Source organism: Neorhizobium galegae (genome assembly GCF_017877055.1).
GTDB lineage: Bacteria > Pseudomonadota > Alphaproteobacteria > Rhizobiales > Rhizobiaceae > Neorhizobium > Neorhizobium galegae_D.
The window spans coordinates 91,280-107,166 of sequence record NZ_JAGIPG010000006.1; the positions used below are offsets into that span (position 1 = coordinate 91,280).

General features: G+C 61.6%; 13 protein-coding genes. 8 read left to right on the forward strand and 5 right to left on the reverse strand.

Annotation, left to right across the window (positions count from 1 at the left end; genetic code table 11):
- Complete coding sequence (locus tag J2857_RS28675) at positions 1-207, reverse strand: DUF1737 domain-containing protein (RefSeq protein ID WP_007764402.1); 207 nt, start codon at positions 205-207, stop codon at positions 1-3.
- Positions 204-1,106: an HpcH/HpaI aldolase/citrate lyase family protein gene (locus J2857_RS28680; protein WP_210013476.1), complete on the reverse strand. Its 903-nt coding sequence runs from the start codon at positions 1,104-1,106 to the stop codon at positions 204-206. Before J2857_RS28680 ends, J2857_RS28675 begins: the two co-directional genes overlap by 4 nt.
- Before the next feature lie 108 nt (positions 1,107-1,214).
- Between J2857_RS28680 and J2857_RS28685 the strand changes: the two genes are divergently transcribed.
- The 5 genes from J2857_RS28685 (at position 1,215) to lpxE (ending at position 4,766) form a co-directional block, all read left to right on the forward strand.
- Positions 1,215-1,442 (forward strand): hypothetical protein, encoded by a 228-nt coding sequence (locus tag J2857_RS28685; protein WP_210013477.1) that lies wholly within the window; start codon positions 1,215-1,217, stop codon positions 1,440-1,442.
- Between the two features lie 137 nt (positions 1,443-1,579).
- Positions 1,580-2,185, forward strand: a complete 606-nt coding sequence (gene leuD / locus J2857_RS28690; protein ID WP_210013478.1) for a 3-isopropylmalate dehydratase small subunit — start codon at positions 1,580-1,582, stop codon at positions 2,183-2,185.
- Between the two features lie 16 nt (positions 2,186-2,201).
- Complete coding sequence (locus tag J2857_RS28695; RefSeq protein ID WP_210013479.1) at positions 2,202-2,591, forward strand: RidA family protein; 390 nt, start codon at positions 2,202-2,204, stop codon at positions 2,589-2,591.
- Positions 2,592-2,698: 107 nt separating this feature from the next.
- Entirely contained in the window at positions 2,699-3,808 is a 1,110-nt protein-coding gene (gene leuB, locus J2857_RS28700; protein ID WP_210013480.1) for a 3-isopropylmalate dehydrogenase, read from the forward strand.
- A 133-nt stretch (positions 3,809-3,941) separates the two neighbouring features.
- A complete protein-coding gene (gene lpxE / locus J2857_RS28705) occupies positions 3,942-4,766 on the forward strand; it encodes a lipid A 1-phosphatase LpxE (RefSeq protein ID WP_210013481.1) in 825 nt (274 codons plus the stop codon).
- Positions 4,767-4,846: 80 nt separating this feature from the next.
- Here the strand turns inward: lpxE and J2857_RS28710 are convergent, their stop codons facing one another.
- Positions 4,847-6,733, reverse strand: coding sequence for an MFS transporter (locus tag J2857_RS28710; protein ID WP_210013482.1), 1,887 nt, complete (start codon positions 6,731-6,733; stop codon positions 4,847-4,849).
- A 504-nt stretch (positions 6,734-7,237) separates the two neighbouring features.
- Here J2857_RS28710 and J2857_RS28715 point away from each other — a divergent pair.
- Both J2857_RS28715 and J2857_RS28720 read left to right on the forward strand, forming a co-directional pair.
- Positions 7,238-8,272: an aspartate-semialdehyde dehydrogenase gene (locus J2857_RS28715; RefSeq protein WP_210013483.1), complete on the forward strand. Its 1,035-nt coding sequence runs from the start codon at positions 7,238-7,240 to the stop codon at positions 8,270-8,272.
- A 203-nt stretch (positions 8,273-8,475) separates the two neighbouring features.
- On the forward strand, positions 8,476-9,288 hold the full coding sequence (locus tag J2857_RS28720) for a lytic murein transglycosylase (protein WP_210013484.1): 813 nt from the start codon (positions 8,476-8,478) through the stop codon (positions 9,286-9,288).
- Between the two features lie 33 nt (positions 9,289-9,321).
- Here the strand turns inward: J2857_RS28720 and J2857_RS28725 are convergent, their stop codons facing one another.
- Both J2857_RS28725 and pdxY read right to left on the reverse strand, forming a co-directional pair.
- The gene (locus J2857_RS28725; RefSeq protein WP_210013485.1) at positions 9,322-9,996 is read right to left on the reverse strand and encodes a carbonic anhydrase; all 675 of its coding nucleotides are present in this window, start codon (positions 9,994-9,996) and stop codon (positions 9,322-9,324) included.
- A 70-nt stretch (positions 9,997-10,066) separates the two neighbouring features.
- Positions 10,067-10,939 carry a pyridoxal kinase PdxY gene (pdxY, locus tag J2857_RS28730; RefSeq protein WP_210013486.1) on the reverse strand — a complete coding sequence of 291 codons (873 nt, stop codon included), beginning with the start codon at positions 10,937-10,939 and terminating at the stop codon, positions 10,067-10,069.
- A 174-nt stretch (positions 10,940-11,113) separates the two neighbouring features.
- Between pdxY and J2857_RS28735 the strand changes: the two genes are divergently transcribed.
- Complete coding sequence (locus J2857_RS28735; RefSeq protein WP_210013487.1) at positions 11,114-15,880, forward strand: NAD-glutamate dehydrogenase; 4,767 nt, start codon at positions 11,114-11,116, stop codon at positions 15,878-15,880.
- Positions 15,881-15,887: the final 7 nt, after the last annotated feature.

Genomic DNA, 15,887 nt, shown 5'->3' on the forward strand with positions numbered 1-15,887 from the left:
TTACTGTTCGCCGAGTTTCATCTCGGGATCGTATTCCTTTCCATGAACGGTCTTCGTCACCGCCTGGCCGCACTGCATCTCGCCGGTCGTGGCGTTGAAGGCATAAGTCGGCGAGCCGGAAAGTTCCCAGCCCTTGTTCAGTGCCGCCGTCACCTTGTGGCAGAAGGAGGAATCGTCGGGACCGCTGAGGAAGCGATAAAGTTTCATGGCGTTCTCTTTCGTTCAGCAATGATCCGGGCCGTGGCGGCAAGTTTTTCGGCCTCCGCCAGGTGCAGCCTTTCGACCATTTTGCCGTTCAGGTTGATGACGTTGAGATGTTGCGCTTGCGGTTCCGCGAAGGCGGCGATCACCGCTTCCGCCTCTTCCACGGCCTGGGGGTCCGGCCCAAAATGCCGGTTGGCAGGTTCGATCTGCGCCGGATGGATCAGCATCTTGCCGGAAAAGCCCATGGCGCGGCCCTGCGCGCATTCCGCCTCGAAGGCTTCCGCATCCTTGAAATCGTTGAAAACGCTGTCGATCACATCGATCCCATGGGCGCGGCCGGCGAGCACGATCTGCATCAGCCAGGGCACCAGATAAGCCCGGCCCCGCTGTGCCAACACGCCTGTCTCCTTGCGCAGGTCGTTAAGGCCGACCACGAAACACTGGAGCCGCTCGTCGACAGGGGCAATCGCCGGTGCATTCAAGACGCCCTTCGGCGTTTCGATCATGGCCCATATGGCGAGATCGTCCGGAGCCCCGGCCTCAGAAAGGATATCCGCCACCGCCTGGACCTGCGACATATGCTCGAGCTTGGGGATCAGCACTACGTCGGGAAAGACCTCGGTGACGAGATCCATATCGGCCCTGCCGAACTCGGTTTCGAGCGGGTTGATGCGGATGATCGTTTCCCTGCCCCGGAGAGGGTTTTCCGTAAACAGCCGGCGAAGGTTGCCGCGGGCCTCGGTCTTCTTTTCCGGCGCAACCGAATCTTCCAGGTCGAAGATCACCGCGTCGCAATCCAGCCCATGCACCTTTTCCAATGCCCTCGTATTGCCGGCCGGCACGCTCAGGATCGAGCGGCGAAGATGAACGGAGGCAAGTTTGATATCGGTCAAGGCGGTCATCGGCGATTTGTGCCAATCTTTTTGGTCTGCGGCAATACCGCGCTGCGCAAAAGCCCTTGCAAGAAAAGGCGGAAGGCCCCACATTCCTCGATGAGAAAGGTATATACCATGCAAAACATCCGCGTATTCTTCGTCATCGTTTCGGCCATCGCCGTGCTCGCCATGGCGGCGCTTCTGACGGCTTCGCTGACCGTCGCATTCGCGGGCATCCTCGCGGTTCTGTCCATCGGACGCGCGCTTTCGGCTCGGCTGAAGCCGGTCCCGGTGCGGGCCAAGGCGAACAAGCGCGAAATGCGCGTCTGGAACGACGGCCGCGGCACGATCATCGATCTTTGATCGTTCCAAGCGCTAACTGAGACGAATACGCCGGTTTCCGGCGTATTGGCGTACCGGTTCACGTCAAACAGGCCTTCAAATCTGCGTCGATTTGCTTTATGGCAGCTTCCGCAGATAAGTCCATCTGGAGGCAGATCATGGAAAAGTTCACCAAACTCACCGGCGTTGCAGCGCCGCTTCCGGTCATCAATATCGACACGGACATGATCATTCCGAAGGATTACCTCAAGACCATCAAGCGTACCGGTCTTGGCAAGGGTCTCTTTTCGGAAGCCCGCTACAAGGACGACGGTTCTGAAAATCCCGATTTCGTGCTGAACAAGCCGGCCTATCGCAACGCCAAGATCCTGGTCGCCGGCGACAATTTCGGCTGCGGTTCCTCGCGCGAACACGCGCCGTGGGCACTTCTCGATTTCGGCATCCGCTGTGTCATCTCGACGAGCTTCGCCGACATTTTCTACAATAACTGTTTCAAGAACGGCATCCTGCCGATCGTGGTCAGCCCCGAAGACCTCGAAAAGCTGATGGACGATGCCGAGCGCGGCTCGAACGCCATCCTCTCGATCGACCTGGAAGCCCAGGAAATCACCGGCCCGGATGGCGGCTCGATCCATTTCGACATCGATCCCGGCCGCCGCCACATCATGCTCGAAGGCCTCGACGACATTGCCTCGACGCTGAAGAGCGATGCCGCGATCAGCGCTTTCGAGAACAACAACCGAGCCGCTCGCCCCTGGCTCTGATTTCCGGAGCATCCTGATGGTCAAGCGGATTTCCTCCGGATCGCCCTTCGAAGCGCGGATCGGTTATTCGCGCGCAGTGGTGGATGGCGACATGGTCTACGTCTCCGGCACCACCGGCTACGACTATGCCAGGATGGAAATGCCCGCCGACGCGGCCGCCCAGACGCGCAATACGCTCGGCACGATCGAAAAGGCGCTGAAGGAGGCCGGCAGCGGCCTCCAGGACGTTGTCCGGGTGCGCTACTACCTCACCGACATGGCCGATTATGATGCCATCGTTCAGGTTCTCGGCGAGACCTTCTCCGAGATCCGGCCTGCGGCGACCATGGTCGTATGCGGCCTCACCACGCCCGAAATGAAGATCGAGATCGAGGTGACTGCCCGCATCGGCGCCGGCAGTCCCTAAAACCTTTCCAGCCTCGTCCTTTGGCAGGCTCGGACGAGGTTATGCCAGGCGCGGAGATCCGCGCGGGAGGACGCGAGCCTGCGAAACCCGCAAGGACACCAAACGATATGGCAAAGAACCTCTTCCTCCTTCCCGGCGACGGCATCGGCCCCGAGGCCATGGGCGAAGTCCGCAAGATCATCGCCCATATGAACAGCGCCATGAAAACCGACTTCGTCCTCGACGAAGGATTGGTCGGCGGCTGCGCTTATGATGCCCATGGCGCCGCCATTTCCGAAGAGGACATGGCCAAGGCCATGAACGCGGATGCCGTGCTTTTCGGCGCCGTCGGCGGCCCGAAATGGGATCACGTTCCTTATGACGTGCGCCCGGAAGCCGGCCTCTTGCGCCTGCGCAAGGACATGGAACTGTTCGCCAACCTGCGCCCGGCGATCTGCTACCCGGCGCTCGCCTCCGCCTCCTCCCTGAAGCCGGAACTCGTCGAGGGCCTCGACATCCTGATCGTCCGCGAATTGACCGGCGGCGTCTATTTCGGCGAACCGAAGGAAATCATCGACCTCGGCAACGGCCAGAAGCGCGGCATCGACACCCAGGTCTACGATACCTACGAGATCGAGCGCATCGCCGGCGTCGCCTTCGAGCTTGCCCGCACCCGCAGGAATGCCGTCTGCTCGATGGAAAAGCGCAACGTCATGAAGTCGGGCGTGCTCTGGAACCAGGTGGTCACCGAGACGCACAAGGTGAAATATTCCGATGTCAAGCTGGAGCATATGCTGGCCGATGCCGGCGGCATGCAGCTCGTGCGCCAGCCCAAGCAGTTCGACGTGATCGTCACCGACAACCTGTTCGGCGACATGCTCTCCGACGTCGCGGCCATGCTCACCGGCTCGCTCGGCATGCTGCCTTCGGCATCGCTCGGCGCGCCCGACGCCAAGACCGGCAAGCGCAAGGCGCTTTACGAGCCCGTGCACGGTTCGGCGCCGGATATCGCCGGCACCGGCGTTGCCAACCCGATCGCCATGATCGCCTCGTTTGCCATGTGCCTGCGTTATTCCTTCAACATGGTCACGGAAGCCGACAACCTCGAAAAGGCGATCGCCAACGTGCTCGATCAGGGCATCCGCACCGGCGACATCATGGCCGAAGGCGCCCGCAAGGTCGGCACCGCCGAAATGGGTGATGCGATCCTCAAGGAATTCGTGAGCCTTTCCGCCTGACACACCGATCGGTGCCTTTCCGTCGCGGCGGAAAGGCACCTCGACATTTGGCGCTCGGCATCCCGCTACCCATATCGCGGAATCTATGGGAAGAAGCCGCGCGGGATCGATCCCGCGCCACGGACAGAGGCCGATGAAACGGACAATCGAAAAACTGAAACATCGGCGATATCGCCATCCACCAGGGCCCTCGTCGCCCCGATGGCTGTCTTTTGCGGTCGTCACGATCAACCTGATCCTGATCGCCTTTTTCCTGCTCGATGCGCCGGTCGGTTTCTATGCCGCCCACACGCCGAACGTGCTCTTGCCGCTCGGCAAGGCGATCACCGATTTCGGCACGTCCGGCTGGATCCTTTTCGCAACTGCCCTTCTCTTCTTCGAGGCGCTGGCGGTCATCCGGCTGACGCCCGGCCTGAGAGCCCGTTTCCAAGCGATGCTGGTCAGCCATATCGCGGCTTATATCTTTGTGGCCGTTGCCGGCTCAGGCCTTCTGGTCAACCTGGTGAAGCGTATCATCGGGCGAGCCCGGCCGGGGCTTTACGAGCAATGGGGCTTTTATGGTCTCAACCCCTTTTCCGGCTCCCGGTTCGAAAGCTTTCCTTCCGGCCACGCAACCACGGTCGGGGCATTCCTGATGGCGCTGGCGCTGCTCGCTCCCCGCTACCGCCTGTTCTTTCTGGTCATGAGCCTCTGGCTCGGCTTTTCGCGCGTCATCGTCGCGGCGCATTATCCGAGCGACGTGATTGCCGGTCTCTCCTTCGGCGCCTGGTTTTCGGTCATCATGGCGATCGTCTTTTCCCGCTATGGGCTGCTCTTCCGGCAGGAGCCCGACGGTTGGCCGGTTCTGCGCCGACCCATTCCTCTCCTCTTGCGCCCCAATCGGGCGACCGTGCCACTCCCGCTCCGCGGCATTCCACCGAAGCGGGAGGCAAGCGAAAAGACCAATGACCTGACATGAAGAAGCCCGGCGCAGAGAACTGCGCCGGGCTTTTCATTTGGACGGGTTTACCCAAGTGGAAATCCCGGGGACGAAGCCCCTTACTCGGCGTGGATGTCGCGGTCCTTGGTTTCCGGCAGGAACAGCAAGCCGATCACCAGCGTGATGCCGGCAAATACGATCGGATACCAGAGACCATAGTAGATATCGCCCTTGGCGGCACTCATCGCGAAGGCCGTTGCCGGCAGGAGGCCGCCGAACCAGCCGTTGCCGATATGGTAAGGCAGTGACATGCCGGTGTAGCGGATGCGGGTCGGGAAGAGTTCGACCAGAAGTGCCGCGATCGGGCCATAGACCATGGTCACGTAGATCACCAGAACCGTCAGGATGGCGATGATCGTCACCCAGTTGACCGCCTGCGGGTCCGCCACCATCGAGAAGGCGCCGGAGCCTGGGATGGTGTAGACTGCCATCTCGGTCACGCCAGTGGCTTCCTGTGCGGTCAGCAGCTTCTGCGTGACCAGGTCGGGACCTGAGACCGAAGCCTTGTTGCCGGTGCGAATGGCGGCAGCGTCGAGCTTCAATTCCGGATTGGCCGCAATGAAGGCATCCAGCTTTGCTTCCGGCACCTTCGAGGCAGCGCGGGCCAGGGGATACCCGCTCGCCTGCAGTGCAACATTCACCTGCTTCTGGAAAGAAGCATCCTTGGCCTTGGCGTCAGCGCCGGATGCAACGGCATCATAGCTGGCGATCGTCGAATTGCCGATCTTCACCGTAGCCGGCGTACCGGCTGCACCTGCAACAACGACGTCGTAAGGCACCGAATTGCGGGTCAGGAACGAAGTCGCGATGTCGCAGGACGTGGTGAACTTTGCCGTACCAGTCGGGTTGAACTGGAATTTGCAATCGCCAGGAGCTGCCGTCACCGTCGCACGCACGGTTTCCTGAGCTTGCGCCAGAGCAGGGTTACCTGCCCAGGTCATGGCCTTGAACAGCGGGAAGTAGGTCACCATCGCCAGGAACAGCCCGGCCATGATGATTGGCTTGCGACCGATCTTGTCGGAAAGCCAGCCGAAAAAGACGAAGAAGCCGGTGCCGAGAAGAAGCGAAGCAGCGACCATCAGGTTCGCGGACTGCGCATCGACCTTGAGAATGTTCTGCAGGAAGAACAGGGCGTAGAACTGGCCGGAATACCAGACGACGGCCTGACCCACCACCGCGCCGAACAGAGCGAGAAGCGCGATCTTCGCGTTCCGCCACTGGCCGAACGCCTCTGTGAGCGGAGCCTTGGATCCCTTGCCCTCTTCCTTCATTTTCTTGAAGGCAGGCGACTCGTTCATCTTCAGACGAATCCAGACCGAAACGCCGAGCAGGATGACCGAAAGGAGGAACGGAACGCGCCATCCCCAGGCAGCGAAGGCTTCACGACCCATGGCCATCTGGACGCCGAGAATGACGACCAGCGACAGGAAGAGACCGAGAGTGGCCGTGGTCTGAATCCACGAGGTGAAGAAGCCGCGCCGGCCATGTGGCGCATGTTCCGCCACGTAGGTCGCGGCACCGCCGTATTCGCCGCCGAGCGCCAGGCCCTGAAACATGCGCAGCGCGACCAGCAGGATCGGAGCGGCAATGCCGATGGAAGCTGCGCCAGGCAGTACGCCCACCAGGAAGGTTGAAAGACCCATGATCAGAATGGTGACGAGGAAGGTGTATTTACGGCCAACGAGATCGCCAAGACGGCCGAACACCAGTGCGCCGAAAGGACGGACAAGGAAGCCCGCCGCAAAGGCCAATAGGGCAAAGATGTTCCGGGTCGTTTCCGGATATTGGCTGAAGAAGGTTGCCCCGATAAAGGTGGCCAGTGAACCATAAAGATAGAAATCGTACCATTCGAATACGGTGCCGAGCGAAGAAGCGAAGATAACCTTCTTCTCTTCCCGCGTCATCGGTCCGGCTTTTGCGCCGACCGCTACTGCGACATCTGCCATTGTCGTCGTCCTCCCTCAAGATGAAACTCGCGTGCCGCCTCCGAGCCCATTCCTCCGGGGCGTGGATATGGCGACGCATTGTCGCAGATTGCCAGAAATCAAGGCTCAAGGAGAGCGATGCTTTGGGATTATGACTTTCGTCTAACATCGCGCCTGCCGTGTGCAGAGGATGCTGCGGCGCGGTATGAGGGTAATGCAGTGCAGCACCTGCTCAGCCATCGCTTGACTCGTTGCGAAAATCTTTTAAACAGCTTCGCGAACGGGAAGACACCCACATGCGCGCCTGCGAATTCCATATCGCTGCCTCCGCACTGCCGGCCATCCAGGCTGCGCAGCGGGCGTGTTTTGCCGCTTTCTCCAAAACCAAGGCCAAAACGACGACGAAAACCGTCTGACGTCTCTGGCCGCCGCTCTCTCCCCGGATGGCCGGGGACAAGGAATTCCGCGAGTTGATCGCGGCTTCCCCCTCACCAGAAACGAGGAGAGACAGAAAGAGAGCACAAAATGGGTTTCAAGATCGCAGTCGCCGGTGCAACCGGCAATGTCGGCAGGGAAATGCTGACGATCCTTTCCGAGCGCGGCTTCCCGGTCGATGAAGTCGTGGCGCTGGCATCCGCCCGCAGCCAGGGGACCGAAGTTTCGTTCGGCGACCGGACGCTGAAGGTTTCCAACCTCGAAAACTACGATTTTTCCGACACCGACATCTGCCTGATGTCGGCTGGCGGCGAGGTTTCCAAGAAGTGGTCGCCGAAGATCGGCGCCCAGGGCTGCGTCGTCATCGACAACTCTTCCGCCTGGCGTTACGATCAGGACGTTCCGCTGATCGTCCCGGAAGTGAACCCCGATGCGATCTCCGGCTTCACCAAGCGCAACATCATCGCCAATCCGAATTGCTCGACAGCCCAGCTCGTCGTCGCCTTGAAGCCGCTCCATGACTTCGCCAAGATCAAGCGCGTCGTCGTCTCGACCTACCAGTCGGTTTCCGGCGCCGGCAAGGAGGGCATGGACGAACTATTCACCCAGACCCGCGCCGTCTTCGTCGCCGATCCGGTCGAATCCAAGAAGTTCACCAAGCGCATCGCCTTCAACGTCATCCCGCATATCGATAGCTTCATGGAAGACGGATACACGAAGGAAGAGTGGAAGGTTCTCGCTGAAACCAAGAAGATGCTCGACCCGAAGATCAAGGTGACCTGCACTGCCGTGCGCGTTCCGGTCTTCATCGGCCATTCGGAATCGGTCAATATCGAGTTCGAAAACGAGATCACTGCAGACCAGGCCCGCGACATTCTCCGCGAAGCTCCGGGCTGCCTCGTCATCGACAAGCATGAGAACGGCGGCTACATCACGCCTTACGAATGCGCCGGCGAGGATGCAACCTACATTTCCCGTATCCGCGAGGATGCGACGGTGGAAAACGGCCTCAATATCTGGGTCGTTTCCGACAACCTGCGCAAGGGTGCCGCGCTCAATGCCATCCAGATCGCCGAATTGCTCGTCAATCGCGGCCTGATCAAGCCGCGCAAGGTTGCTGCCTGACAAATAATAAATTTATTAAGCATGTTCCGATAGAAACCCCGTCAGAAATGGCGGGGTCTTTCTTACGAATCACCTGCATCACGAACTATTCATGAACGGGTGAGTTGCGATTGTCTGCAACCGCCGCCATAAGGCCGAAACAAAACACATTATCCGGACGCTTCTGGCTGAAGCGATCCGGCTCTCGGGACGGGTTTGACCGCATGAAGAAGATTTTGCTGGCAGGATTGATCGCAACCGGTTTCATGACCGCCACCCCGGCACTTGCCGCGCTCCAATGCGGCAACGATTCATCCGGCTTCGCCCGCTGGGTCGACGAGTTCAAACGGGTTGCACCTGCGAATGGCGTCAACCCTTCCGTTGTCGAAAAGGCTTTCTCGAACGTCTCCTACAACCGCCCGACCATCAGCGCCGATCGCGGCCAGAAAAGCTTCAAGCTTTCCTTCGACGAGTTCATGAAGAAGCGCGGTGGGGCTGCCATCATCTCCCGCGGCAAGGGCATGAAGTCCGGCAATGCCGCCCTCTTCGCATCGATCGAGCGCCGTTTCGGCGTGCCGGCCGGCCCGATCATCGCCATCTGGGGCATGGAAACCGGTTTCGGCGCCTTCATGGGCGATCAGCATACGCTTTCCGCCGTCGCAACGCTTGCTTACGACTGCCGCCGCTCGGCCTATTTCACGGAGCAGCTCTATGCTGCCCTCCAGCTCGTCGGCCGCGGCGATCTGAGCGTGACGGCCCGTGGCGCCGCCCATGGCGAGATCGGCCAGACCCAGTTCCTGCCGCTGAACGTCGTCCGCTATGGCGCCGACGGCGACGGTGACGGTCATATCGACATGGTCCGTTCGCGTGCCGATGCGCTTGCCTCAACCGCCAACTTCCTGAAGGGACACGGCTGGAGGGCCGGCGCCGGTTACCAGCCGGGCCAGCCGAACTTCGTTGCCATCCAGGGCTGGAACGCCGCGACCGTCTATCAGCAGGCAATCGCCTATATGGGCGCCCAGATCGACGGCCAGTAAGCTCAGGCCCGTAGGCTCGGTTGCCTCAGAAAATCAGGCCGACTCCTGCTCGGCCTGAGCCGGCGGTTCGGTGAGGTCCGGACGGACGAAATCGCCCTTGCTGTCCATGATCCAGAGCTCGCCGGTCGAAATGTCGAACCAGGCGCCGTGAATGCCGATCTTCCCCTCTTCGTCGAGTTTGCGAACAAAGGGAAACGTCTGCAGATTAGCAATCGAATTGCGGATCGAAACCCGCTCCAGTGCCGTCTGGCGTTCGGCCTGCGTCATGAATTCGTTGTTCTGGATCTGCTCGGCGGCGGGCTTCACAAGTCCCATCCATTTGCCGATGAAATCGCCCGGAGATAGCGGCTCCATGGCAGGGTCGAGAGCTGCCCGGATGCCGCCACACCGCCCGTGGCCCATGACGACGATATTGTCGATCTCCAGAACCTCGACCGCATATTCCAACGCCGCCGAAGTGGCATGGAACTGGCCGTCCGGCTCAAAAGGCGGCACCATGTTGGCGACATTGCGTACGACGAAAAGTTCGCCAGGACCGCAATCGAAAATGGTTTCCGGCGCCGCACGGGAATCGCAACAGGCGATCAGGAGCGTATGGGGTTTCTGCCCGGTCTCCGCCAACACGCGGTAGCGCTCGCGTTCATCGCTATAGCGCCCGCTCATGAAGTTGCGGTAGCCCGCCAGAAGTTTGGCTGGAAAGTCCGTCATGAAACAACGATTATAGCGCCGCCGAGCGAAGATCAACGGCCATTGTGCATCTGCGAACTTCCGATGCCGATTACCGCTTGGTGCGCTGCAAGGGGTGCACCAGCCGGCGCATCTGGACCATCGCCATGGGTGTGGAGAGGCTCGACGCGTCCGTCTCCAGCGTCAGCTCGTCACCGCCGCGCTTTGCGGTGCGCGCAAGGATCTCGAAAACGCTCGCCGTTGCCAGCTGCAACGCCTTTTCCTCATCCATGCCGGCGAGGATCCGCCCCAGAAACAGCGCTCCTAGAAGGTCGCCGAGTCCGTTGGGCGGATTGTCGATCAGCCGGTGTTCGGCAAGCAGCGCATGTTTGCCGGTCAGGTAGAGATTGCCGGTGCCGCCCGCCATCATCGGCACGGCCGAGGTCACCAGGATGCGCGGCGGCCCGAGCGCGATTGCGGCGTCCATGATATCGTTATTGGTTTCGAGCGGCGCGCCGGAGAGCCAGGCGAGCTCGTAGCGGTTCGGGGTGGCGATCGTCGCGAGCGGAATGAGTTCGTCACGGATCGCTTCCGCCGTCGGCTGCGGGATATAGAGCCCGCCAAGATCGCCCATGACCGGATCGCAGACATAAAGAAGGTCCGGGTTCTTCTCCTTCAGCGCCCTTATAAGCCGCGCCACCGAACGCGGCTGGGCGGCATTGCCGAAATAGCCGGTCAGCACCGCCTTCACTTCTCCCAACCATGGCGCGCGAATAAGATCGTCTATAGCCTTGTCGAAATCTGATTCGGGAAAGGTCAGCCGGGTGGAAGGCCCATGACCGGGATGCCAGGGGAGGACGACGGTCGGCATTGCCCAGACGGGAAATCCAAGCGTCTCGAGCGCGAAGACGGCGGCGCGATTGCCGACCGAGCCGCGCACGACATGGCTGGAGATGACGAGGACGGCACTGCTGGTATCCTGCATGAGACTGGTTTCCGGCTACGATGGCCCTGTTGATCGTTTCTTCGCCGCCGCATGTCAACAAGGCTTCACGGAAGAATGAAACGTGTACTGTCGGTTGACATGGATCAGCCACGTTGCCGCGTGATGACACAAATCTAGATTATTCCGTCCGGGCACGGAAAAGGGGAGAGGGACATGGCCGTCAGGCAAAATCCGAAACGGGAAAAGCAGATTGAAAGCGCGCGTAAGATCGTTACTGCGAGCAAGGGGCCGCATCTCGACCCGCTCATCCTGTTCGGCCGTGCCAGTACTGACGACCTCGAAAGCTACACCCCGGAAATGCTGGCGCTTTCCGCCAATCATGCCGCCGCGCGACTGATGGCCTGGCCCCGGGTTCGGGCCGACATCACGGTCGAACCGGTCGCCGGTGTCGAGCCGGACGGAATTGCGGTCTCGGTGCTGACCGTCGTCGACCGCAACATGCCCTTCCTGTTCGACTCGGTCATGGGCGAAGTAACCGCCACTCACCGCGACCTCACCATGGCGGTTCACCCGATCCTGGTCGTGGAACCGGGTAAGGAACCGGTCCTGCGCTCCAACGAACAGCCCGGCAACCCCGCTCATCACGTGAGCCTCATCCAGATCCACCTGTCGCCGCTCAACGAGGAACAGGCCGCTTCGCTCGTCGAGCGCATCCGCTACATCCTCGACCAGGTGCATCTGTCGATCACCGACTGGGGCTCCATGCTGGAAGTCCTCGATGGCGCGGCAAAGCAGCTCAACAACTCGACCAGCCGCAAGAAGGCGGACCGCGAGGAGGCACTCGCCTTCCTGGACTGGCTGCGCGACGACAATTTCACCTTCCTCGGCATGCGCGAATACGTCTATTCCGGCAAGGGCGCCGAGGCCAAGGTCGAACGCGGCAAGGGCCGCGGCCTCGGCATTCTCTCCGATCCGGATGTGCTCGTCCTGCGCCAGGGCAAGGATGCGGTAACGACCACGCCGGAAATCCTCGAATTCCTCGACGGACCGGATTTCCTGATCGTCACCAAGGCCAACGTGAAGTCCGTCGTCCACCGCCGCGCCTATATGGACTACGTCGGCGTCAAGCGCTTCGACGAGAAGGGCGAAGTGGTCGGCGAACTGCGCGTCGTCGGCCTTTTCACCGCAACCGCCTATACCCATTCCGTCCGCGATATCCCTCTCCTGCGCGCCAAGGCCGGCCGGGTGGAAGAACAGTTCGGCTTCGACCCCGACAGCCATTCCGGCCGCATGCTGGAAAACACGCTCGAATCCTATCCGCGTGACGACCTCTTCCAGATTGATACGGAGCTGCTGGCCCGCTTCTGCGAACAGATCATGGAACTGAGCGAGCGTCCGCGCGTCCGGGTTCTGCCGCGCATCGACCATTTCGACCGTTTCGTTTCGGTAATCGTCTACGTACCTCGCGAGGACTATAATTCCCTGGTCCGCGAGAAGGTCGGCGACTACCTGACCAAGGTCTATGACGGCCACGTCTCCGCCTATTACCCGGCTTTCCCGGAAGGCGGCGTCGCCCGCGTCCACATGATCATCGGCCGCCGCGGCGGCAAGACGCCGCGAATCGCACAAGCCAAGCTCGAAGAAGCGATCCGGCTGATCGCCACCCCCTGGGAGGACCGCTTCGCAGCACTTGCGGAGGAAGGGCCGCGGCTCTCCGTCACCCAGGCCTTCCAGGAAGCTTTCACGCCCGAGGAAACCTTCGCCGACCTGCCGGACATCGCCGCCTGCGCCGCCGGCGAAACGATCCGCATCGCCTTCTATCGCCGCCCCGGCGACGCCGCCAGCACGGTATCGCTGAAGATCTTCCACCGGGACCGGCATCTGTCGCTCTCGCGCCGCGTGCCGCTTCTCGAAAACCTCGGCTTCCATGCCGTCAGCGAGCAGACGTTCGAAATCCAGGTCGGCCCGGAAAACGACCGCAAGCTCATCGTCCTCCACGACATGGAACTGCAGCTGGGTGACGGACGCGAGGTCGATCTTGCCCGCGAGGGACTGTTGCTCGAAGAGGCCTTCCTCTCCGCCTTCGAAGGCCTGATCGACAACGACGCCTTCAACCGGCTGGTTCTTCTGGCCGGCGTTTCCGCCCGCGAAGTCACTGTGCTGCGCGCATACTCGCGTTACCTGCGCCAGACCGGCATCGTCTATTCGCAGGCCTATATCGCCGATACGCTGGTGAAATACCCGGCCATCTCCGCCGCCATCTTCCGCCTCTTCCGCGACGGTTTCGATCCGAAAATTGCCGAAAAGGCCCGCGTCAAGAAACTCACCGACCATCACGCCGAGATCGAGGAAGCGCTCGGCAACGTGCCCAACCTCGACGAGGACCGCACGCTTCGCCGCTTCGTCAATGCGGTCGATGCGACGCTCCGGACCAACTACTTCCAGCGTGACGCCAATGGCGCCCCGCACCGGATGTTTGCCTTCAAGCTCGATCCGAAGCTGCTGGACGGCCTGCCCGAACCCCGCCCCTTCCGCGAGATCTTCGTTTACGGCACCGAGGTCGAAGGCGTGCACCTGCGCTTCGGCAAGGTGGCCCGCGGCGGCCTGCGCTGGTCGGATCGCGGCGAGGACTACCGCACCGAAATCCTCGGCCTCGTGAAGGCACAGCAGGTCAAGAATGCCGTCATCGTGCCGGTTGGCGCCAAGGGCGGCTTCTTCCCGAAAATGCTGCCCCCGGCAAGCTCGCGCGACGCGTTCTTCAATGCCGGCAAGGAGGCCTACAAGACCTTCATCCGCACGCTTCTGTCGATCACCGACAATATCGTCGGTGCCGACATCGTCGGGCCGCCGGACACGATCCGCATCGATGGCGACGACCCCTATTTCGTGGTGGCCGCCGACAAGGGCACCGCGACCTTCTCCGACACCGCCAACGGCCTGGCGCAGGAAGCCGGCTTCTGGCTGGACGACGCCTTCGCGTCGGGCGGTTCGGCCGGTTACGACCACAAGAAGATGGGCATCACCGCCCGCGGCGCCTGGGAGGCCGTGAAGCGGCATTTCCGCGAAAAGGATGTCGATATCCAGACGACGCCGTTCACGGTCGCCGGCGTCGGCGACATGTCCGGCGACGTTTTCGGCAACGGCATGCTGCTGTCGCGCAAGATACGGCTCATCGCCGCCTTCGACCATCGCGATATCGTCATCGATCCTGATCCGGATATCGAAAAGTCCTTCGCCGAGCGCGAACGCATGTTCGCCCTACCCCGATCGAGCTGGCAGGATTACGACAAGTCGACCCTTTCCGAAGGCGCGATGATCATTTCGCGCTCGGAAAAGTCGGTCAAGCTCACCAGGCAGGCGGCGGCCGCGATCGGCATCGACAAGACGACCGCAACGCCCTTCGAGATCATGACCGCGATCCTGAAGAGCCCCGTCGACCTTCTCTGGTTCGGCGGCATCGGCACCTATATCAAGGCCGCCTCCGAAACCGATGCGGAAGTCGGCGACCGCGCCAATGATCCGATCCGCATCACCGCGGCGGACGTGCGCGCCAGCGTCATCGGCGAAGGCGCCAATCTTGGCATGACCCAGAAGGGCCGCATCGCCTATTCGCTGAATGGCGGACGCTGCAATTCCGACGCGATCGACAATTCGGCCGGCGTCAATTCCTCAGACGTCGAGGTCAATATCAAGATCGCCCTCAATCCCGCCATGCAGGACGGTCGCCTGACCCGCGAAAAGCGCAACCAGCTTCTCGCCTCGATGACCGAGGAAGTCGGCCATCTCGTGCTGCGCAACAACTACCTGCAGCCGTTGTCGATCTCGCTTACCGAACGCAAGGGCGCCGGCAACCGCGAGGAACTGTCGCGGCTGATGTCGGTGCTGGAATCGCAAGGGCAGCTCAACCGCAAGGTCGAAACCCTTCCCGACGATGCGGAGCTGGCGGAGCGTTATGCCTCAGGCCGGCCGCTGACCCGGCCGGAAATCGGCGTGTTGCTCTCCTATTCGAAGATCGTCCTCTTCGACGCCCTCATCGACAGCAGCCTGCCGGACGATCCGTATTTCTCGGCCGTCTTGAAGGCCTATTTCCCGGCCAAGATGCAGAAGGCTTACGCAGCAGACATCCAGTCCCACCGCCTGCACCGCGAAATCGTCGCCACCGCGCTCGCCAACGAAGCGATCAACCGCGGCGGGCCGGGTTTCGTGCAGCAGATGAGCGACATGACCGGCGCCACGGCGGCGAATGTCGTGAAGGCCGCCTTCCTCGCTCGCGACGGCTTCGAACTTCCCAAGCTCTGGGCCGAGATCGACGCACTGGACGGAAAGATCCCCGGCCAGCTGCAGAACGATCTCTACGCCCGCACCACCGAGACCTTTGCGGAAGCGACCCGCCTCATCCTGCAGACGCAGGTCGGCACCGGCGACATGGACTGCGCGATGAGCCGCCTCAAGGCCGCGATCAAGGGGCTTCGTTCCTCGCTCGCGGGCGGAGATTTCGTGGAAACCGCGGCACGCGCCGTGGAACTCGAAGCGCAGGGCATACCGGCGTCGCTTGCCCGCGAGATCGTGCTGCTCTCGACGCTGGTCCTGGTGCCGGAGATCATGCTGATCGCCGACCGCACCGGCGAGACCATGGCGCGCGCCACCGAGAGCTATTTCGCCGTCACCGAGACCTTCCGGGTCAACCGCCTGATCGGCGCGGGAGATCGGATCACCACCTCGGAACATTACGAGAGCCTGGCGCTCTCCCGCAGCCTGCAGCAGCTCGCCTCGGCGCGCCGCGATATCGTCATTGCCGCGCTCACCGCCCATCCGAAGGAGAAGAAGCCCTTGGAAGCCTGGGTCGGCGGCGACCGGATGCGGGTGAATCGGATCGGCGCCGAACTGGTGACCCTGAGCGAAAGCGGCGAGCTGACGCTTCCGAAGATCACCGTGGCGGCAGGTCTCCTGAGCGATCTTGCGCATGGTCGGGCGATGTAGGAGAACG

Excerpts from the sequence above, each read along its gene's own strand:
- J2857_RS28680 (WP_210013476.1), bottom strand. The coding sequence starts at position 1,106 with ATGACCGCCTTGACCGATATCAAACTTGCCTCCGTTCATCTTCGCCGC.
- J2857_RS28710 (WP_210013482.1), bottom strand. The coding sequence starts at position 6,733 with ATGGCAGATGTCGCAGTAGCGGTCGGCGCAAAAGCCGGACCGATGACG.
- J2857_RS28685 (WP_210013477.1), top strand. The coding sequence starts at position 1,215 with ATGCAAAACATCCGCGTATTCTTCGTCATCGTTTCGGCCATCGCCGTG.
- leuD (WP_210013478.1), top strand. The coding sequence starts at position 1,580 with ATGGAAAAGTTCACCAAACTCACCGGCGTTGCAGCGCCGCTTCCGGTC.
- J2857_RS28715 (WP_210013483.1), top strand. The coding sequence starts at position 7,238 with ATGGGTTTCAAGATCGCAGTCGCCGGTGCAACCGGCAATGTCGGCAGG.
- J2857_RS28720 (WP_210013484.1), top strand. The coding sequence starts at position 8,476 with ATGAAGAAGATTTTGCTGGCAGGATTGATCGCAACCGGTTTCATGACC.
- J2857_RS28675 (WP_007764402.1), bottom strand. The coding sequence starts at position 207 with ATGAAACTTTATCGCTTCCTCAGCGGTCCCGACGATTCCTCCTTCTGC.
- pdxY (WP_210013486.1), bottom strand. The coding sequence starts at position 10,939 with ATGCAGGATACCAGCAGTGCCGTCCTCGTCATCTCCAGCCATGTCGTG.
- J2857_RS28695 (WP_210013479.1), top strand. The coding sequence starts at position 2,202 with ATGGTCAAGCGGATTTCCTCCGGATCGCCCTTCGAAGCGCGGATCGGT.
- lpxE (WP_210013481.1), top strand. The coding sequence starts at position 3,942 with ATGAAACGGACAATCGAAAAACTGAAACATCGGCGATATCGCCATCCA.
- J2857_RS28725 (WP_210013485.1), bottom strand. The coding sequence starts at position 9,996 with ATGACGGACTTTCCAGCCAAACTTCTGGCGGGCTACCGCAACTTCATG.
- J2857_RS28735 (WP_210013487.1), top strand. The coding sequence starts at position 11,114 with ATGGCCGTCAGGCAAAATCCGAAACGGGAAAAGCAGATTGAAAGCGCG.
- leuB (WP_210013480.1), top strand. The coding sequence starts at position 2,699 with ATGGCAAAGAACCTCTTCCTCCTTCCCGGCGACGGCATCGGCCCCGAG.